19 protein-coding genes are annotated in these 19,532 nt (G+C 61.4%); 11 read left to right on the forward strand and 8 right to left on the reverse strand.

Translation table 11 applies throughout. The features are described from left to right. Positions 1-88 precede the first annotated feature (88 nt). Positions 89-982, forward strand: coding sequence for a putrescine utilization regulator PtrR (gene ptrR / locus ACP7CJ_RS16815; RefSeq protein ID WP_276194265.1), 894 nt, complete (start codon positions 89-91; stop codon positions 980-982). 140 nt (positions 983-1,122) lie between these two features. Next, positions 1,123-1,245 carry a PA1414 family protein gene (locus tag ACP7CJ_RS16820; RefSeq protein ID WP_003193089.1) on the forward strand — a complete coding sequence of 41 codons (123 nt, stop codon included), beginning with the start codon at positions 1,123-1,125 and terminating at the stop codon, positions 1,243-1,245. A 158-nt stretch (positions 1,246-1,403) separates the two neighbouring features. Here ACP7CJ_RS16820 and ACP7CJ_RS16825 read toward each other — a convergent pair whose 3' ends face one another. From ACP7CJ_RS16825 to speB, 4 genes are read right to left on the reverse strand one after another with little or no spacing between them, the layout of a single operon-like run. After that, positions 1,404-2,786, reverse strand: a complete 1,383-nt coding sequence (locus ACP7CJ_RS16825; protein ID WP_276194264.1) for a sodium:solute symporter — start codon at positions 2,784-2,786, stop codon at positions 1,404-1,406. 34 nt (positions 2,787-2,820) lie between these two features. Further along, the gene (locus tag ACP7CJ_RS16830; RefSeq protein ID WP_426100062.1) at positions 2,821-4,332 is read right to left on the reverse strand and encodes a purine-cytosine permease family protein; all 1,512 of its coding nucleotides are present in this window, start codon (positions 4,330-4,332) and stop codon (positions 2,821-2,823) included. A gap of 21 nt (positions 4,333-4,353) precedes the next feature. Continuing rightward, positions 4,354-4,776 carry a YybH family protein gene (locus ACP7CJ_RS16835; RefSeq protein ID WP_426100061.1) on the reverse strand — a complete coding sequence of 141 codons (423 nt, stop codon included), beginning with the start codon at positions 4,774-4,776 and terminating at the stop codon, positions 4,354-4,356. After that, entirely contained in the window at positions 4,776-5,726 is a 951-nt protein-coding gene (gene speB, locus ACP7CJ_RS16840) for an agmatinase (protein ID WP_247397418.1), read from the reverse strand. The genes ACP7CJ_RS16835 and speB overlap by 1 nt, the downstream gene beginning before the upstream one ends. A gap of 150 nt (positions 5,727-5,876) precedes the next feature. Here speB and ACP7CJ_RS16845 point away from each other — a divergent pair, with 150 nt between their 5' ends. From ACP7CJ_RS16845 to ACP7CJ_RS16875, 7 genes are all read left to right on the forward strand, one after another. Next, a complete protein-coding gene (locus ACP7CJ_RS16845; RefSeq protein WP_247397420.1) occupies positions 5,877-6,770 on the forward strand; it encodes a LysR family transcriptional regulator in 894 nt (297 codons plus the stop codon). A gap of 6 nt (positions 6,771-6,776) precedes the next feature. Next, on the forward strand, positions 6,777-7,382 hold the full coding sequence (locus ACP7CJ_RS16850) for a tRNA-uridine aminocarboxypropyltransferase (protein WP_426100060.1): 606 nt from the start codon (positions 6,777-6,779) through the stop codon (positions 7,380-7,382). A 232-nt stretch (positions 7,383-7,614) separates the two neighbouring features. Next, on the forward strand, positions 7,615-8,517 hold the full coding sequence (gene cysM / locus ACP7CJ_RS16855; protein WP_276194260.1) for a cysteine synthase CysM: 903 nt from the start codon (positions 7,615-7,617) through the stop codon (positions 8,515-8,517). Then, entirely contained in the window at positions 8,517-9,869 is a 1,353-nt protein-coding gene (rlmD, locus tag ACP7CJ_RS16860; protein ID WP_426100059.1) for a 23S rRNA (uracil(1939)-C(5))-methyltransferase RlmD, read from the forward strand. The genes cysM and rlmD overlap by 1 nt, the downstream gene beginning before the upstream one ends. Before the next feature lie 134 nt (positions 9,870-10,003). Next, positions 10,004-12,247 carry a GTP diphosphokinase gene (gene relA, locus ACP7CJ_RS16865; protein WP_247397032.1) on the forward strand — a complete coding sequence of 748 codons (2,244 nt, stop codon included), beginning with the start codon at positions 10,004-10,006 and terminating at the stop codon, positions 12,245-12,247. A gap of 152 nt (positions 12,248-12,399) precedes the next feature. Next, positions 12,400-13,233 carry a nucleoside triphosphate pyrophosphohydrolase gene (mazG, locus tag ACP7CJ_RS16870; protein ID WP_426100114.1) on the forward strand — a complete coding sequence of 278 codons (834 nt, stop codon included), beginning with the start codon at positions 12,400-12,402 and terminating at the stop codon, positions 13,231-13,233. 25 nt (positions 13,234-13,258) lie between these two features. Continuing rightward, entirely contained in the window at positions 13,259-13,804 is a 546-nt protein-coding gene (locus ACP7CJ_RS16875) for a DUF2058 domain-containing protein (protein ID WP_247397034.1), read from the forward strand. Between the two features lie 89 nt (positions 13,805-13,893). On the opposite strand, the gene ACP7CJ_RS16880 is transcribed toward ACP7CJ_RS16875, so the two are convergent. The 4 genes from ACP7CJ_RS16880 to purM form a co-directional block, all read right to left on the reverse strand. Continuing rightward, the gene (locus ACP7CJ_RS16880) at positions 13,894-14,082 is read right to left on the reverse strand and encodes a hypothetical protein (RefSeq protein ID WP_247397035.1); all 189 of its coding nucleotides are present in this window, start codon (positions 14,080-14,082) and stop codon (positions 13,894-13,896) included. 311 nt (positions 14,083-14,393) lie between these two features. Beyond that, the gene (locus tag ACP7CJ_RS16885) at positions 14,394-15,107 is read right to left on the reverse strand and encodes a DUF3108 domain-containing protein (RefSeq protein ID WP_276194258.1); all 714 of its coding nucleotides are present in this window, start codon (positions 15,105-15,107) and stop codon (positions 14,394-14,396) included. Between the two features lie 8 nt (positions 15,108-15,115). Beyond that, positions 15,116-15,766 (reverse strand): phosphoribosylglycinamide formyltransferase, encoded by a 651-nt coding sequence (purN, locus tag ACP7CJ_RS16890; protein WP_276194257.1) that lies wholly within the window; start codon positions 15,764-15,766, stop codon positions 15,116-15,118. Continuing rightward, positions 15,766-16,824, reverse strand: a complete 1,059-nt coding sequence (gene purM, locus ACP7CJ_RS16895) for a phosphoribosylformylglycinamidine cyclo-ligase (RefSeq protein ID WP_247397040.1) — start codon at positions 16,822-16,824, stop codon at positions 15,766-15,768. Before purM ends, purN begins: the two co-directional genes overlap by 1 nt. A 356-nt stretch (positions 16,825-17,180) precedes the next feature. Here purM and ACP7CJ_RS16900 point away from each other — a divergent pair, with 356 nt between their 5' ends. Together ACP7CJ_RS16900 and ACP7CJ_RS16905 are read left to right on the forward strand one after the other, a co-directional pair. After that, complete coding sequence (locus ACP7CJ_RS16900) at positions 17,181-18,221, forward strand: DUF2066 domain-containing protein (RefSeq protein ID WP_276194256.1); 1,041 nt, start codon at positions 17,181-17,183, stop codon at positions 18,219-18,221. A 54-nt stretch (positions 18,222-18,275) separates the two neighbouring features. Then, the gene (locus ACP7CJ_RS16905) at positions 18,276-19,349 is read left to right on the forward strand and encodes an AI-2E family transporter (protein WP_276194255.1); all 1,074 of its coding nucleotides are present in this window, start codon (positions 18,276-18,278) and stop codon (positions 19,347-19,349) included. Positions 19,350-19,532: the final 183 nt, after the last annotated feature.

The raw sequence follows: 19,532 nt of genomic DNA on the forward strand, positions 1-19,532 counted from the left end.
GGAAAGCGAATGATGTGCAGGCTAAGGTGGATTGATGTTCTGTAAAATTGAATAATAGTGATCAACTTGTTCAGTTTTGGAGAAAGGTATGGAGTTCAGTCAATTGCGCATTTTCCAGGCCGTGGCGGAAGAGGGCTCCATCACCCGCGCTGCCGAGCGCTTGCACCGCGTGCCGTCGAACCTGTCGACCCGGCTCAAGCAGATGGAGGAACAACTGGGCGTCGAGTTATTCGTCCGTGAACGTCAACGCCTGCAGCTTTCCCCAGCGGGCAAAGTGTTGCTGGACTACAGCACCCGTCTGCTGGCGCTGCACGACGAAGCCCACGGTGCCGTGCAAGGCGGGCAACCGGCCGGCGACTTTGTGCTGGGCAGCATGTACAGCACCGCCGCGATTCACTTACCGAAACTGTTGGCGCGCTACCACAAGGCGTATCCGCTGGTGAATTTGCAGGTGCAGTCGGCGCCCAGCGGGGAGCTGCTGGAAGGCTTGATCACCGGGCGTCTTGACGCTGCGCTGGTCGACGGCCCGCTGACCCTCGCGACGCTGGACGGTGTGCCCCTGTGCGACGAAAAGCTGGTGCTGATTTGCGAAGCCGACCACCCACCGGTACACGGTCCCCAGGATGTGGCCGGCCGTGCGGTGTTCACCTTCCGACGCAGTTGTTCCTATCGCAGACGTTTGGAGACGTGGTTTTCCCACGAGCGCGTGGCCATGGGCCGCGCCATTGAGATCGAGTCTTACCAGGGCATGCTTGCCTGTGTGATCGCCGGTTCCGGCGTGGCCCTGATGTCCGAATCCATGCTCGACAGCCTGCCAGGCAAGGACAGCGTGTCCGTTCATCCCCTATCTGGGCCTTTTGCCACTGCGACCACCTGGCTGATGTGGCGAAAGGGTATGCTCGGCGCTAATCTCAACGCATGGATCGAACTGCAGCGCGAAGGCCAGGCAGAGTTGCCGCAAGACGCCCGTGCGATTGCCTGAACGTACCGTCGGCATTTGAATCAATTCAGTAATAGTTCGTTGTGGTTTCGTTGAAGCAATGCGTAGGAGTTAGGGCTACTATCTGTAGGAAGAGGCGAACGAATTCCCGCCGACCCGCACTACCCTCAAAGGGGGCAATCATGAAAGAGAAAATCCAAAACTGGCTCCACGACCTTGGCGTTGCGCTGGGTCTGATCGAGCCCCCGCTGCAGCCGGTGCCCATTCGCACGGATGATGAGCAGCGTCGTCCACGTCGGCGCTAAACCGCAGCCACTGGAATGCCGCAGAATTAATGTAGGTGCGGGCTTGTGTAGGAGCGAGCAAACCCGCCCCCACCCTGTCTTGTACGCCACGCAAAAAAAACGGGTGCGACATCCGACGTCGCACCCGCTGAAGAAAACGTGATAGGCCAGGTGTTTGTTCAGGCCGCCCGAGCGGGCACCGTTTCAGGCCGGCGCGACAACAGGCTCACCCCGACAAAACTCACCAACGCCACCGCCAGGCTGTAGTAGATCGGCGTGTTCGCGTCCAAGCCATCCTTGAACATGAACACCAGCGCGGTCACAAAGCCCAGGGTCATGGACGTAATCGCCCCTGCGGTCGTCGCGCGCTTCCAGAAAATCGCCCCAATCAGCGGGATCAGCATGCCCCCCACCAACAGGTTGTAAGCCAGGGTCAGGGCGCTGATCACATCGTTCACCACCAGGGCGATGCCCAGTACCGCGATACCGGTCAGCATCGTGAACAGGCGGTTGATGTTCAGACTCGACTGCTTGCCGCCGCGCAAACGTGGCAGCAGGTCCTCGGTCAATACGGTGGACGCCGCCAGCAAGCCGGCGCTGGCCGTCGACATCATCGCCGCCAACGCCGCCGCAATCACCAATCCACGAATCCCATCGGGCAGCGACATTTTGACGATCGCGGCAAACGCGTTGTTGACGTTATCCAGATCGGGGATCAGCACATGGGCCGCCATGCCGATCAACGCACAGGCCAGGCCGTAGAGAATGCAGTAGAAACCGGCGAAGGTGCCTGCGTACTGGGCGACTTTTTCGTCGCGAGCGGTGAACACCCGTTGCCAGATGTCCTGGCCGATCAGGATGCCGAAAAAGTAGATCATGAAGTAGGTGATGATCGTGTCCCAGCCGATCGCGGTGAAGCTGAAGCTCGACGCCGGCAGCTTGGTCACCAGTTCGTCCCAGCCGCCGACGCGGTACAGGCAGATCGGCAGCAGGATAAACATCAGGCCGACGGTCTTGATCACGAACTGCACGATGTCGGTCAGGGTCAGCGACCACATGCCGCCGATGGTCGAGTACACCACCACCACGCCACCGCCGAGCAGCACCGAAATCCAGAAGGGCAGGCCGAACAGCACCTGCAGCACGGTGCCGATGGCCAGGATCGAGGTCACGCCGATCATCAGCGCGTAGGCCAGCATGATCACCGCACTCGCCTGGCGGGCCATGGGGTTGTAGCGTTTTTCCAGGACCTGGGTGACGGTGAAGATTTTCAGCTTCAGCAGCGGCTTGGCCAGGAACAGGTTCAGCGCAATGATCCCCATGCCCAGCGCGGCGCACAGCCAGAAGCCGGAGATGCCGTGCACATATCCCAGGCGCACGGTGCCGACGGTGGACGCACCGCCCAATACCGTGGCGGCCATGGTGCCCATATACAGCGTCGGGCCGAGATTGCGCCCGGCGACCAGGTAGTCTTCGTGGGTCTTGGCGCGGCGCATGCCGTAATAGCCGAGCACGAGCATGCCGGCGGCGTAGATGAGTACGACGAATAAATCCAAAGCCATGACGGCGAGTCTCCGATTGTCTTTTTTATGGGAATCAGGCGGCCTGTTGCAGCGCCGGTTCAGCGCGCACGTCCTTGCGTTTGCTGCGCGGATCGGTCGGCCCATATACGCAAGCCGGTTCCGGGAACACGCGAAGCAAGGTCAGGTACACCGCCGAGGCCAGCCCCAAGGTCACCGGCAGGCTGATATCGATGCCGTCGGCGAGATTGCCCAGTGGCCCGACAAACTGCCCCGGCAGGTTGACGAAGCACAGCCCCACCAGCGCGCTCGGAATCCAGGCGCCCAGGCCGCGCCAGTTCCAGCCGTGGCTGAACCAGTAGCGCCCGCCGCGTTCGCCGCGGGTAAACACCTGCAGGTCGTCCGGGCAGTAGAAGCCGCGGCGCACGATCAGGCCGATGATCATCATCACCATCCATGGGGTGGTACAGGTGATGATCAGCACCGCGAAGGTCGACACGCTTTGCACCAGGTTGGCGGCGAAACGTCCGATGAAGATGAAGGCAATCGACATCACCCCGATCAGCAACGTGGCCTTGACCCGCGACAGCAGGCGCGGGAACACGCTGGACATGTCCAACCCCGTGCCATACAGCGACGTGGTGCCGGTGGACATGCCGCCGATCACCGCGATCAGGCACACCGGCAGGAAAAACCAGCTCGGCGCCACCGCCAGCAAACCGCCGACGTAGTTGTTGGCCGCGATGTAGTCCGGCGCCCTGACCGCGACGATGGTCGCAGTGGCCAGGCCAAACAAGAACGGGATCAAGGTGGCGATCTGTGCTGCGACCACCGCCAGCATGATGCGCATTTTCGGCGTTTCACGCGGGATGTAGCGCGACCAGTCACCGAGGAACGCGCCGAAGGAGATCGGGTTGCTCATGGCCACCAGCGCCGCGCCGATAAACGCGGCCCAGAAGCCGCTCTGGCCGAGGGCGACGGTGCCGGCGAAGTGGCTGTCGAAGGTCGGCGCGAACGCGAAGATCCCCAACAGAAACAGCAGGCTCGCCGCCCATACCGCAATGCGGTTGACCCACAGCATGAAGCGAAAGCCATAAATGCACACCGTCAGCACCAGAATGGCAAACACGCCGTAGGCCAGGCCCAGGGTCAGGTCGGTTTCCGGCAGGCCGATCAGGCGTTTCGCACCGCCTACCAGCGCATCCCCTGAACTCCACACCGACAGTGAGAAGAAGGCAATCGCCGTCAGCAATGACAGAAACGAGCCGATAATCCGCCCGTGTACACCGAAGTGCGCCCCGGACGACACGGCATTGTTGGTGCCATTGATCGGCCCGAACAGGCCCATGGGCGCCAGAATCAGCGCACCCACCAGCACGCCCAGCACAATCGCCCAGACACCGGCCTGGAACGACAGGCCGAAGAGCACCGGGAAGGCGCCCAGCACAGCCGTGGCAAAGGTGTTGGCACCGCCGAAGATCAGGCGAAACAGATCCTTGGGCCCGGCGGTACGTTCGTGGTCCGGGATCTGTTCGACCCCGTTGGTTTCTATCTTACGAATACTGTTTTCGTTGTTTTTATTATTCATGATCAGCTCCGATCACATTGGCTAAGGGGGCGGCAGCCCTTCCGGCATAGCGGACAAATGTTCGTGACAGGCCAGCCACAGGCCTTGTTTTTGTTGTACGTCTAACCCTAGTCGTGTGAAGACAATGGTCTCGCGTTCCTGGCTATTGAATTGCTCCCCGTTCATGCGCAGCTCGGTGGCCACGTCATGCATAAAAATCGCCACATCACCCTGCAGGCTGACAACGGCGTTGCTCGAGATGCAGGACAGCACCTCGAACCCCTCGTCCCGGCGCCAGCTGTCCCACAACGCCTGGTAGGCATCGCGACTGAGCAGCGGCTGGGGCAGGGTGTAGAACACAAAGCTGGCGTCGGCGGTGAACGCGCCGAAGTAGGCCGCGCGATCATTGCGGGCAAAGGCCGAGACCAAATCGGCGGCGGCCTGCAATACCTCGCGCGCGCTCATCAGCGGTGCACCACGCCGGGCAGTACGCAGAGCATCTCGTACAGTAGGTTGGCGCCCAGCAGCGAGGTGTTGCCGCTGGTGTCGTAAGGCGGCGAAACTTCTACCAGGTCGCAACCAATCAGGTCGAGGCCTTGGCAGCCACGGATGATTTCGATCGCCTGGATGGTGGTCAGGCCGCCGATTTCCGGCGTGCCGGTGCCCGGTGCCCAGGCCGGGTCGATACCGTCGATGTCGAAGCTCAAGTACACCGGGCCGCCGCCGACTTTTTCGCGCACTTCGGCCATCAACGGCGCGAGGGAGTGGTGCCAGCATTCTTCAGCCTGCACCACGCGAAAGCCCTGCTTGCGGCTCCAGTTGAAGTCTTCGGCGGTATAGCCCTGGGCGCGCAGGCCGATCTGCACCACGCGGTCGCAATCGAGCAAGCCTTCTTCCACCGCGCGGCGGAAGGTGGTGCCGTGGGCGATCTTCTCGCCGAACATATGGTCGTTGACGTCGGCATGGGCATCGATGTGTACCAGCCCGACCTTGCCGTGTTTCTTGTGGATCGCCCGCAGGATCGGCAGGGTGATGGTGTGGTCGCCGCCCAGGGTCATGGGGATCACGTTGTGCTCGAGGATCTCGTCGTAGGCTTCTTCAATGATGCGCACGGCGTCGAGCAGGTTGAAGGTGTTGATTGCCACGTCGCCGATGTCGGCCACCGACAGCGAGTCGAACGGTGCGGCACCGGTGGCCATGTTGTACGGGCGGATCATCACCGATTCGGCGCGGATTTCCCGGGGCCCGAAGCGGGTGCCGGCGCGCAGCGAGGTGCCGATGTCCAGTGGCACGCCGATAAAGGCCGCGTCCAGGCCCTTGGCCGATTGCAAATGGGGAAGACGCATCATGGTGGCGATGCCGGCGAAGCGCGGCATTTCGTTGCCGCCCAGTGGTTGGTGGAAAATCTTGTCCACGGGATTGCCTCATCGTTGTTGTGTTTATAAGGGGCCGATTCTGCGAAAAGCCTGGGGCGGGAAGAATCGGCAGGGGTAAATACTTAGTTCAGATTTTTCTAAACTAATGCCGGCAGGTAGACTGCTGCGATCACCTCCCCGGAGCCGACCATGGCCAACGCCTTGCCCGACCTGAAACTCCTGCGCATCTTTGTCAGCATCGTGCGCCACCAGGGGTTCGCCAATGCGCAGCACGAACTCAACCTCTCGACCTCGGCGATCAGCACCTATATGAGCCAGCTCGAATCGGCGCTGGGCCTGGTGCTGTGCCATCGCGGCCGGGGCGGGTTCAGCCTGACCAGCAAGGGTGAGCTGTTCCATCAGGAAACCCTGAGGCTACTGGGCGAGCTGGAAGGCTTCGAGCAGTACGCCGCCGCGCTCAAAGGCGAGCTGCGTGGCACGCTCAAGCTCGGCGTGCTCGATTCCACCGTCAGCGACAAGGCCCTGCCGTTCGCCGAAGTGATCGGCGCCTACAGCCTGGAGCACCCGGCGGTGCATTTGCATTTGTCGGTGATGAGCCCTTACGAACTGCAACTGGGCGTGCAGGACAACCGCTTGGACCTGGCCATCGGCGCGTTTTCCAATCGCATGAGCGGGCTGATCTATATGCCGCTGTACCGCGAGCAGCACTGGTTGTATTGCAGCACCCGGCACCCGCTGTTCAATGAGCGGCGCATCCCTGAACAGGTGATCACCCAACAACGCATGGTCGGGCGCGGCTACTGGAGCCAGGCGGAGCTGGCACGCCATGGCTTCAAGCACAGCGCCGCCACCGTGGAAAGTATGGAGGCGCAACTGATCCTGGTGCTGTCCGGCGCCTACATCGGCTACCTGCCCGAGCACTACGCCCAGGCGTGGGCCGACAAGGGCGACCTGCGGGTGCTGCTGCCGGCGACCTTCGGCTACCAGGCGCCGTTCTCGATGATCATGCGCCGTGGCCGTAGCCGTGAACCGCTGATCCAGACCTTTCGCGACTTGCTCAAAACCCAGCTCAACCAGGCCTGAAAAACCATGTCCAGACCCCACTGCTCCCGTTGCCTGCGGCCTACCAGCCATTGCCTGTGCGCGCTGATCCCCAGCCTCGACAGCCGCACCCGCGTGTTACTGCTGCAGCACCCGAGCGAGGTCAACCATGCGCTCAATACCGCGCGGCTGGCGGCGTTGGGCTTGAAAAATGCGCAGTTGGTGGTGGGCGAGGTATTCGATGATCTGCCGAGTTTGTTGAACCCGCCTGGTTATCAGGCGCGCCTGTTGTTTCCCGCTGACGATGCCCGGCCGCTGCAGGCTTATGGACAGAGTGACGAGCCGTTGTTGCTGGTGGTCCCCGACGGCACATGGCGCAAGGCGCGCAAGTTGTTGCACCTCAACCCGCTGCTGGCGGCGCTGCCCAGGGTGGCGCTGGTCGAGGCGGCCGTCTCGCGCTACCGGCTGCGCAAGGCGCCGGGCCCCGGTGCGTTGTCGACGGTAGAGGCGATTGTGCAGGCGTTGCAGGTGTTGGAGGCGCCGACATCGTTTGCCGCGCTGCTCAAGCCGTTTGAGGCGCTGATTGACGGGCAGATCGCGGCGATGGGGGAAGAGGTTTTTCAGAGAAATCATGGCGATGGGTATTTGGGCTAGTCCATTTATCGAGGCGCGTCCATCGGGGGCAAGCCCCCTCCCACAGGGGGTTGTGGGGTACACACTATTTTTGGTGAGCACAGGGCAAATGTGGGAGGGGGCTTGCCCCCGATGGGCGCGCCACTTCACTCGCTTATTCCTATAAGCCATAAGCACCGCACTTTGCGTGATATGGCGCGCCAGGCTTTCCCGGTATGATGTTCGTCCCCGCAGTCTGGATTGCGAATACGCCATGACCTTGCAGTACCCTACAATCGCCGATTGCGTCGGCAACACGCCCCTGGTCCGCTTGCAACGCATGGCGGGTGAAACCAGCAATACCCTGTTGCTCAAGCTCGAAGGGAACAACCCGGCCGGTTCCGTCAAGGACCGTCCGGCGCTGTCGATGATCACGCGCGCCGAGCTGCGCGGGCAGATCAAACCCGGCGACACCCTGATCGAAGCCACCTCCGGTAACACCGGGATCGCCCTGGCCATGGCTGCGGCGATCAAGGGTTACAAGATGGTGCTGATCATGCCCGACAACGGCAGCGCCGAGCGTAAGGCTGCGATGACCGCCTACGGTGCCGAATTGGTCCTGGTCACCCAGGAAGAAGGCATGGAAGGCGCCCGCGACCTCGCCGAGCGCATGGCCGCCGAAGGCCGTGGCCAGGTGCTGGACCAGTTCGCCAACGGCGACAACCCCGAGGCGCACTACACCACTACCGGCCCGGAAATCTGGCGCCAGACCCAGGGCACGATTACCCATTTCGTCAGCTCCATGGGCACCACCGGCACCATCATGGGCAACTCGCGCTACCTGAAGGAGCAGAACCCGGCGATCCAGATCGTCGGCCTGCAACCGATGGAAGGCGCGTCGATCCCCGGCATTCGTCGCTGGCCCGAAGAGTATTTGCCGAAGATCTACAACGCCTCGCGCGTAGATCGCATCATCGACATGGCCCAGCGTGAAGCTGAAGACACCACGCGCCGCCTGGCCCGTGAAGAAGGCATCTTCTGCGGCGTGTCCGCTGGCGGCGCCGTGGCCGGCATGTTGCGATTGTCCAAGGAGGTGGAAAACGCGGTGATCGTCGCGATCATCTGTGACCGTGGCGACCGTTACTTGTCGACCGGCATTTTCGACGAACCCAACTGATGGCCAAGCACGAGAGAGGCCTGCGCTTCCAACCGACGGGCGGCAGCCGTGCCCCACAGATCCCCGTGGGCAAAAAGCAACGCCTGACCATCGAGCGCCTGGCCAATGATGGCCGTGGCATCGTGTTCTTTGAAGGCCGCACGTGGTTCGTCAACGGTGCGCTGGCCGGCGAAGAGGTCGAAGCGCGTGTGTTGGGCGCCCACGGCAAAGTGGTCGAGGCGCGCACCGAGCGGGTGTTCAAGGCCAGCGAGCTGCGCCGCCCGGCACCGTGCGCGCACTTTGGCCGTTGCGGCGGTTGCAGCGTGCAGCACCTGCCCCATGCTGAACAACTTGCCCTGAAACAGCGCATGCTCGCCGAGCAGCTGTCGCGTGTGGCGGGGGTCGAGCCGCAAGAGTGGGCCGCGCCGTTGAGCGGGCCGGAGCTGGGCTATCGGCGTCGCGCCCGTGTGGCCGTGCGCTGGGATGCCAAGGCCAAGAAACTGGAAGTCGGTTTCCGCGCCGTGGCCAGCCAGGACATCGTCGCCATCGACGATTGCCCGGTGCTGGTACAGGCCTTGCAACCGATCATGCAGCGTTTGCCCGGTATGCTGCGCCGCCTGAGCAAACCTCAGGCTTTGGGGCATGTGGAGTTGTTCAGCGGGTCGTCCATCGCCGTATTGTTGCGGCATATGGCGCCGTTGTCGGACGCCGACCTGCTGATCCTCAACGAATTTTGCGCTTTCCATGAGGCCCAGTTGTGGCTGCATGGCGAGGGCCAGCCCGAACCGGTCGAGCCTGACCAGGCCCTTGGCTATCGGTTGGAACAATGGGATCTGGAACTGGCGTATCGACCGGGCGATTTTGTTCAGGTCAACGCCGGGGTCAACGCGGCGATGGTGGCCCAGGCGCTTGAATGGCTGGCGCCGCAAGCCGATGAGCGGGTGCTGGACCTGTTTTGCGGCCTGGGTAACTTCGCGCTGCCACTCGCTCGCCAGGTGCGCGAAGTGGTGGCGGTGGAAGGTGTACAGGCGATGGTCGAGCGCGCGGCGCTCAATGCCATCAGCAATAATTTGCATAATGTGCAGTTTTTTCAGGCCGATTTAACCCAGTCGCTGACTGACGCGGACTGGGCCAAACAGGGCTTTTCTGCGGTACTCTTGGACCCACCCCGCGATGGTGCCCTGGAGGCTGTGCGCAAGCTCGCCACTCTGGGAGCCAAGCGCCTGGTGTACGTGTCCTGCAACCCGGCCACGCTGGCGCGGGACACGGTTGAGCTGGTCAAGCAGGGCTACCGGCTAAAACGTGCCGGGATTCTCGACATGTTTCCGCAAACCGCGCATGTCGAGGCGATGGCGTTATTTGAAGCGGGCTAGGACGCCCGTTTAATCCGACTGGCCTGCATTCTCCTGGGCCGTGATCTGCCTGGGAGTGTGTGAGCTTTAGTGATAAAGCAGGTCAGCGATGATTTTTGGCGCATCAAAGGTGCGTCGTAGGGAAGGTAAGCAAGATGGTACAGGTGAGAGCACACCAGCCGATCAACACCGACGGCAGTATCAATCTCGAGGCATGGCTGGATCATGCCGTCAGTGTCGACCCGGCACTGGACCGTGAAGCCTTGAAAGCAGCCTGCGAGTTCGCTCGTGAGTCTGAACAGCAAGACAATGCGGCCAAGAACCTGTGGGCGGAGGGCACTTCAAGCTTTCGTACCGGGTTGGAAATCGCTGAGATCCTCGCGGATCTCAAGCTGGACCAGGATTCGCTGATCGCCGCCGTGCTCTATCGCGGCGTGCGGGAAGGGCATATTGCCTTGCCGCTGGTCAGCCAGCGTTTTGGCACGCTGGTGGCCAAGTTGATCGACGGCGTGCTGCGCATGGCCGCCATCAGCGCCAGCCTCAGCCCACGCCAGTCCATGGTGCTGGGCACCCAGGGCCAGGTGGAAAACCTGCGCAAGATGCTGGTGGCGATGGTCGACGACGTGCGCGTCGCCTTGATCAAGCTGGCCGAACGCACCTGCGCGATCCGTGCGGTGAAGACCGCCGACGACGAAAAGCGCAACCGCGTCGCCCGCGAGGTCTTCGACATCTACGCGCCCCTGGCGCATCGCCTGGGTATCGGCCATATCAAGTGGGAACTGGAGGACTTGTCCTTCCGCTACCTCGAACCCGACCAATACAAACAGATTGCCACGCTGCTGCATGAGCGCCGGCTCGACCGTGAGCGTTTCATCACCGACGTGATGGGCCAGTTGCGTGCCGAGCTGCAGGCCACCGGCGTCGACGCCGACATCAGCGGCCGCGCCAAGCACATCTATTCGATCTGGCGCAAAATGCAGCGCAAAGGCCTGGAGTTCAGCCAGATCTACGACGTGCGTGCCGTGCGGGTGCTGGTGCCGGAAGTGCGCGACTGCTACACCGCGCTCGGTATCGTTCACACCCTGTGGCGGCACATCCCCAAGGAATTCGACGACTACATCGCCAACCCCAAGGAAAACGGCTATCGCTCGCTGCACACAGCGGTGATCGGCCCCGAGGGCAAGGTGTTGGAAGTGCAGATCCGCACCCACTCCATGCACGAAGAGGCGGAGTTGGGGGTGTGTGCGCACTGGCGCTACAAGGGCACCGACGTCAAGGCCGGGTCCAACCAGTACGAAGAGAAAATCTCCTGGCTGCGCCAAGTGCTGGAATGGCACGAAGAACTCGGCGACATCGGCGGCCTGGCCGAACAACTGCGGGTGGATATCGAACCGGACCGGGTCTACATCTTCACCCCCGACGGCCACGCTATCGACTTGCCCAAGGGCGCCACACCGCTGGACTTTGCCTACCGCGTCCACACCGAAATCGGCCACAACTGCCGGGGCGCCAAGATCAACGGGCGCATCGTGCCGCTCAACTACAGCCTGCAGACCGGTGAACAGGTCGAGATCATCACCAGCAAGCACGGCACGCCGAGCCGCGACTGGCTGAACCCGAACCTGGGCTACATCACCACGTCGCGGGCGCGGGCGAAGATCGTCCACTGGTTCAAGCTGCAGGCGCGCGATCAGAACGTCGCCGCCGGCAAAACCCTGCTCGAACGCGAACTGGCGCGCCTGGGCCTGCCCCAGGTGGATTTCGACAAGCTGGCTGAAAAAGCCAACATGAAGATCGCCGAAGACATGTTTGCCGCTCTCGGTGCCGGCGACCTGCGCCTGGCGCAACTGGTCAACCTGGCCCAGCAACTGGTGGAGCCGGAGCGGGGCAACGAACAGCTGGAACTGATCCCGCGCAAAGCCACCGGCTACAAGCCTGGCAAGCGTGGCGATATCCAGATCCAGGGCGTCGGCAACCTGATGACGCAAATTGCCGGTTGCTGCCAGCCGCTGCCGGGCGACGCCATTGTCGGCTACATCACCCAGGGCCGTGGCGTGAGCATTCACCGCCAGGACTGCGCCTCGGTGCTGCAGTTGGGCGGGCGCGAGCCGGAGCGGATCATCCAGGTCAGTTGGGGGCCGGTGCCGGTGCTCACCTATCCGGTGGACATCATCATCCGTGCCTACGACCGTTCCGGCCTGCTGCGTGACGTGTCGCAAGTGCTGCTCAATGAGCGGATCAACGTGCTGGCCGTCAATACCCGCTCGAACAAGGAGGACAACACCGCGTTGATGTCCCTGACCATCGAGATTCCGGGGCTGGACGCGTTGGGGCGGTTGCTGGGGCGGATTTCCCAGTTGCCGAACATCATCGAAACCCGGCGCAACCGCACCCCATGAGCATCTGGATGAACACAGTCTGAAAGGCGGGAGGGGCTTGTCCCCGAAAGCGGAGTGTCAGGTACCAGATTCTTGGTTGACCCACCGCAATCGGGGGCAAGCCGCCTCCCACATTTGATCGGCTGTGTTCATACCTGATCGGAAATAGAATGATGTATTCACTTGAAGATCTGCTGCACCTGATGAGCCGCCTGCGCGATCCGAAGTACGGGTGCCCGTGGGACATCAAACAAACCTACGCGAGCATCGTCCCGCACACCCTGGAAGAGGCCTACGAAGTCGCCGACGCCATCGAGCGCGGCGACTTCGATCACCTTCAAGGCGAACTGGGCGACCTGCTGTTCCAAGTGGTGTATTACAGCCAACTGGCGCGCGAAGAAGGGCGCTTCGAGTTCGCCGGAGTGATCGACAGCATCACCCGCAAGCTGATTCGACGTCATCCCCATGTATTCCCCACCGGCGATCTGTACGCGCCGCTGGATGTCGCGCAACTGAGCGAGGAGCAGGTCAAGGCGCGCTGGGAGCAGATCAAGGCCGAGGAGCGTGCAGAAAAGTCCGACGCTCCTGAGCAACTTTCCCTACTCGACGATGTGCCCACCGCTTTACCGTCCCTGTCCCGTGCCGCCAAATTGCAAAAGCGCGCCAGCCAGGTCGGTTTCGACTGGCCCGCTGCTTTGCCGGTGGTGGATAACGTCCGCGAAGAGCTGGATGAAGTGCTCGAAGCCATGGCCGATAACGATGCAGTGGCCATCGCCGATGAAGTCGGTGACCTGCTGTTTGCGGCGGTCAACTTGGCCCGGCACCTCAAGGTCGACCCGGAAACTGCCTTGCGCGGTGCCAATGCCAAGTTCGAGCGACGTTTCCGATTTATCGAACAGGCATTGCGCGATACGCGCCAATCCATGGAAGATTGCACCCTCGAAGAGTTGGACGCCCTGTGGGGCGAAGCCAAACGCCAGGAAAAGAATGTGTCCAGCTGCGGTTGAGCAGTTGCCTAAGTGAGTAAGCACCATGAGCCTTTCCCTTCGCGACCAGTTGCTCAAAGCAGGTCTGGTCAACCAAAAGCAGGCCAAGCAGGTCGGCAAAGACAAACAGAAACAGCAACGTCTGGTCCACAAGGGCCAGGCCGAGGCCGATGACACCCAGGCACGCCTGGCCCAGGAAGCGATGGCCGAGAAGGTCAAGCGCGACCAGGAGCTGAACCGCCAGCAGCAGGAAAAGGCCGAGGCCAAGGCCCGCACGGCCCAAGTCAAGCAACTGATCGAGACCTCGCGCCTGCCCAAGCTGACCACCGAGGACTACTACAACTTCGTGGATGACAAGAAGGTCAAGCGTCTGTCGGTCAACACGCTGATGCGTAACAAGCTGAGCAACGGCTCCCTGGCGATCGTGCATCACGCTGGCAGTTACGAGGTGATTCCGCGCGAAGCGGCACTGAAGATCCAGGAGCGCGCGCCGGAGCGTATCGTCCAGCTCAATATCCTGACGGAAAGCCAGGTGCCGGATGAGGATGATCCATACGCCGCCTACCAGATCCCGGATGATCTGATGTGGTGAGGCTGTAGAGGCAACAAAACCCGCTCAAAGGCGGGTTTTTGTTTTCAGGCAGCCAAGCTGCGTGGGCCTGGCGCCTGTCTTACAAATATTCAGACGCTTTGTGCCTGGCGTTTCATCTCAAGGCTTTCGAGCTCGTTCTTATAATTATGAGCGTCGCTCTCGTTATGAAACATGCCGACCAGCAGGTCTTGTTGGTGTACATCCCAGATGTGAATCCCATGGCCCAATGCTTCGTGGGACATATGTTCGTCGTCGCGTTCAGTTACTTTTACAGTCATCTGCTTGCTCCAATCTCTGGTTGATCTGCGGCAAGTCGTCGCAGGCGTTTGTTATATGTTTTGTTAGCTTGCTACGTAAACTGATTTTTCCTGCAACAGTTCTTTGCAGTAATCGCAACAATCCAGCAGGCCGCGTAAACCGCGACATTGCGCCGCAGGCTGCTGAGTTTTATGACAAAAGTTTCATCTTGGCGTAAGGCTTTAATATTGGATTGGCGTTGTTCGCGATGGCGATAGTGGCCTTGCCTAAAAAATCCCAGGCGAAAAAAAGCCCCGCATTGCGCGAGGCTCTTTTCAACGCATCAGCGCTATCAGCTACCTTTGACAGACTGACCGTCAACCGTACCGTCTAGCAGCATGATGTTGTATTCCTTGCCGTCGGTTTCCACCTGACGCAGAGCAACCAGGATGCCGCCCCAGTCCTTGGCAAACCACATCTGGGTGATACGCTTGCTTTGGGTTGGGTCACGCACGCGCTCGACCTTGATCGCGTCGATGGAGCCGGCTTTGGTCTGGACCTTTTCCGGGCCGATCACGCGGAAGTCGTAGGTGTCGACGTCGGTGCCTTCAACCACGTTGTAGCTCATGCTCTTCTTGCCTGCCGCGACATCGCGCTGCAGCGCCAACTGGTAGGTCGACTTGTCGAGCATGCCGCTTTGCAGGGCGACGTTGACCGGATCTTTGTTTTCAAAACCGGTGACTTTCTTGGCCGTCTGGTCGAAGTCCAGGTTGATCTTCTTCGCCTTGCCCAGGCCGCCGCGTTCGAAGGTGTAGCTCTTCGGTTGCAGGGCGTCCTTGTCGAAGTGGATCACGCTGGTTTCGGTGAGGCTGGCGATCATCATGGACGCCTTGAAGTTCAAGGTCCAAGTGCCGTCGCCATTGTGGGTCAGGCTGCGTTCGGCCGAGCCGCTCATGGGCAACTGTTTCCAGTCGGCGGTATAGCTGGCGGAGAAAGGATGTAAATCTGCTGCTTGCACCGCAGGCAAGGCGAACAGCGCAAAAGCGAAGAGCAAGGCGCGACGCATAAAATCTCCTAGGTTCGAATCAAGTGGCCGCTGGCCGCGAGTAACTGACCGTCCAATAATGCACCCTGTTCACCAAGAATCAACCGCCCCTCGGCAAACCAGCGAACAGCCAGCGGGTAAATCCTGTGTTCCTGGGTATGAACCCGTTGCGCAAGCGTCTGCGCCGAGTCGTCAGACTCTACCGGAACCACTGCCTGTACGACCAGAGGCCCGCCATCGAGTTCCTCCGTAACAAAATGCACACTGCAGCCATGCTCGCTGTCGCCCGCGTCGAGGGCGCGCTGATGGGTGTGCATGCCTTTGTACTTGGGCAGCAGGGAAGGGTGGATATTCAGCAGCCGTCCTGCGTAGTGCCGCACGAAATCTGCGCTGAGGATGCGCATGAAGCCGGCCAGTACCACGAGTTTGGGGTTAAAGGTGTCGATCAGTTCGATCAAGGCGCTGTCGAAGGCCTCGCGACCTTCGAAAGCCTTGTGATCCAGGGTGCGCGTGGCAATGCCCGCGTCCCTGGCGCGTTGCAGGCCATAGGCGTCGCTGCGGTTGGAGATCACCGCAGCGATGCGCGCCGGGCTGTCGCCGGTGCGCGTGCTGTCGATCAGGGCCTGCAAATTACTGCCGGTGCCGGAGAGCAGCACTACGACATCACAGGTTGCAGGCATCAGTGCGCCTTAAGGTTCTTCAGTTCAACCTGAGCCGCGCCTTCAGCAGCAGCGGCGATCTGGCCGATGACCCAAGGCTGCTCGCCGGCTTCGCGCAGTACGTTCAGCGCGGTTTCCACGTGCTCTTGCGCCACGCAGATCACCATGCCCACGCCGCAGTTCAGCACGCGGTGCATTTCGGTTTCGTTGACGTTGCCTTTCTCTTGCAGCCAATCGAATACCGCAGGACGCTGCCAACTGGCCACGTCGACAATCGCCTGGGCGCCTTTTGGCAGGACGCGCGGGATGTTGTCCAGCAGGCCGCCGCCGGTGATGTGGGCCATGGCTTTGACCGCGCCCGTGTCCTTGATCAGCTTGAGCAGTGGCTTGACGTAGATGCGCGTCGGGGCCATCAGCAGGTCGGTCAGTGGCTTGCCGTCGAGCTGGATGTTTTCGATGTCGGCGCCGGACACTTCGATGATCTTGCGGATCAGCGAGTAACCGTTGGAGTGCGGGCCGGACGATGGCAGGGCAAGCAGGGCGTCGCCGGCAGCGACTTTGGAGCCGTCGATGATCTCGGCTTTTTCTACCACGCCGACGCAGAAACCGGCCAGGTCGTAGTCTTCGCCTTCGTACATGCCCGGCATTTCAGCGGTTTCGCCGCCGACCAGGGAGCAACCCGACAATTCACAGCCGGCGCCGATACCGGTGACCACCTGGGTGGCGGTCTCGACGTTGAGCTTGCCGGTGGCGTAGTAGTCAAGGAAGAACAACGGCTCTGCGCCGCACACCACCAGGTCGTTGACGCACATGGCGACCAGGTCGATGCCGATGCTGTCGTGTTTGTTCAGGTTCAGTGCCAGGCGCAGCTTGGTGCCCACGCCGTCGGTGCCGGAGACCAGCACCGGCTGTTTGTAGCCGGCCGGGATTTCGCAGAGGGCGCCAAAACCGCCCAGGCCGCCCATGACTTCGGGGCGCGCAGTGCGCTTGGCGACGCTCTTGATGCGTTCGACCAATGCTTCACCGGCGTCGATGTCTACACCGGCGTCCTTGTAGCTCAGGGAGGGTTGCTTGCTCATGATCCAGGCCTTTAGGGGGGATTCAGGGGTAACGACCGAGTGGGCAAGGGCTCTTGTGAAAAAGGCCCAGCCGCTGACGGTCTGCGAAGGCGCGCGATTTTATCAGGCTTGAGGGGCAGCGGCCATCCTCGGGCCGACGGGCAGGGCCATATAGGTTAAAAAGCCGGTTAAAAAAATGCTAATCGGCTCTGCTTCGGTGCGTATTAAGGTATAGCCTTGAAGCCGCTATCGTTATGACAGTAGGAAAACTTACCGAGACTCCGTGAATGTTTTGCCGGTCGCTGTGGTCACAGCCTTGGCAAACCGAGATCACGCGGTCTGTTCCAGCCGCTAATTTTGTCGTTCGGGAATCTTCCATGCGTCTGTGTAATGTCTTTTTTGTAGGCTGCTTGTCGTTGGTCAGCCTGGCGAGTCATGCCGAAACCCTCAATGGTCTTTATCAAGTACTCGAACCGGTCAGCAGCCAGTCCCCGCAAGAACGCGACCAGGCGACCCAGCGCGCCGTTCAAACCCTGGTGCTCCGCCTGACTGGCGACGCCAAGGCCGTCGATGGCCCGGGCCTGGCGGCGGTTCGCAAGGACCCGCAACAAATCATCAGCCAATACGGCTACGACGCCGGCCCGCCGGAAAGCCTGCAAGTGGATTTCGATCCGGTCAGCACCGATCGCGCGTTGCGTGGCGCGGGCTTGTCGATCTGGGGCAGCAATCGGCCGTCGATCCTCGGTTGGTGGCTGAACGACTCGACCGACGGCAGCAGCCTGGTGGGTGATGGCCAGGCCATCGCCCAGGCGTTGCGGCGCGCGGCGCAACACCGCGGCTTGCCGCTGCGCCTGCCGTTGGGGGATCTGGATGAGCAGGTGGTTGCCACCGCGCCGAATCTGGAAAGCGCGGACGCCACGCCGTTGCGTGCGGCCTCGGAACGCTACGGCGCCGATGCGATGCTCGCGGTGCATGCGCGCCAGGAAGGCAGCCAATGGCAGGCCAAATGGCGCCTGTGGCTGGGCGACAAGAGCGAGCAGGGCACTGCGCAAGGGGCCGACACCGCCGCCGTGGCCGATGCCGTGATGCTGGCCGTCAGCCAAAAACTGGCGCCGCGCTTTGCTGTCAAGCCGGGTGTGAGCACCGAGCAATTGCTGGAAGTGCAGGGCATGACCCTGGAACGCTACGCCGCGCTGGGCCACTTGCTTGAGCCGTTTGGCGGCCAGCCGCAGCGCGTGGATGGCAATCGTATTGTGTATCGCGTGAATGGCAGCGCCGATCAGTTGCGGACTCAGTTGAGTCTGGCCAGGTTGCAGGAGATTCCCGCAGGTGAGGCGCCGGCTCAGCAACCGCCGGTGGACGCTACACAGCCGGCCGCCGCCCCTGAGCCGCAGGCGCAACTGCGTTTTCGTTGGTGAATGTTCTTCCTTCTCTATATAGAAGGGGAAAGTAAATAAAAGATGGAGTGGTTTATGGCGGATACGCGTCGTTGGGTTTGGCTTGGCGGAATCGCCCTGCTGTGCATTTTTGTGTTGTTGCTGCATTCGATCCTGACGCCGTTCCTGATAGCGCTGTTGCTCGCCTATCTGTTTGATCCCGTGGTGGATCGCCTGGAGAAAGCCGGCCTGTCACGGACCTTGGGCGTGGTCACTGTGTTTGCGCTGTTTACGCTGATCATCACGGCGCTGGTGCTGGTGCTGGTGCCGATGCTGGCCAAGCAATTGTTCCGTCTGTATGAGCTGGCGCCGCAAATGCTCGACTGGCTGCAGCATACGGCGATGCCGTGGACCCAGGCTAAGCTGGGGCTGGCGGATGGCTTCTGGAAGTTCGACAAGGTCAAGGCCGCGATCAGCGATCATATGGGCCAGACCAGCGATATTGTCGGCGTGGTTCTCAGTCAGGCGACGGCATCCAGCCTGGCGCTGATTGGCTGGCTGACTAACCTGGTGTTGATCCCGGTGGTGGCGTTCTACCTGTTGCGGGACTGGGACATCATGATGGCCAAGATTCGTGGCCTGCTGCCGCGCGCCCGCGAGGCGCGCATCGTGTCCCTGGCCGGGGAGTGTCATGAGGTGCTGGGGGCGTTCGTGCGTGGCCAATTACTGGTGATGCTGGCCCTGGGGATTATCTATGCCGCCGGCTTGATGGCGATCGGCCTGGAGCTGGGCCTGTTGATCGGCTTGATTGCCGGCCTGGCCGCTATCGTGCCGTACATGGGCTTTGTGATTGGCATCGGTGCTGCGCTGGTAGCCGGGCTGTTCCAGTTTGGCGGTGACCTGTACCCGATGCTTGGGATTGTCGCGGTGTTCATGGTCGGCCAGGCCCTCGAAGGCATGGTGCTGACCCCGCTGCTGGTGGGCGACCGCATCGGCCTGCACCCGGTCGCGGTGATCTTTGCGATCCTGGCCGGCGGCGAGTTGTTCGGCTTTACCGGCATCCTGCTTGCGCTGCCGGTGGCGGCGGTGATCATGGTGCTGGTGCGGCATGTACACGATCTGTATAAGGATTCGGATGTGTATACGGGCGTCGAGGACCCCGACGTGTAATCGCGGTGTCACAAACCCGGCTCAGGCCGGGTTTGTGGTTTCTGGCACTGTCGCGTCAAACAATTCGCGTAAATCCAGCAAGTTAACGCAAACCTTTGATTTTGCTTGTGGTCTGCTGCATTGTGCGCCCGGCGTCACGGGTATAAACTTTGCAAACTTTTCACAGAGGCCACTAACGGTTCG

The organism is Pseudomonas sp. PSPC3-2, from assembly GCF_049897085.1.
GTDB classification, from domain to species: Bacteria; Pseudomonadota; Gammaproteobacteria; order Pseudomonadales; family Pseudomonadaceae; genus Aquipseudomonas; species Aquipseudomonas paraveronii.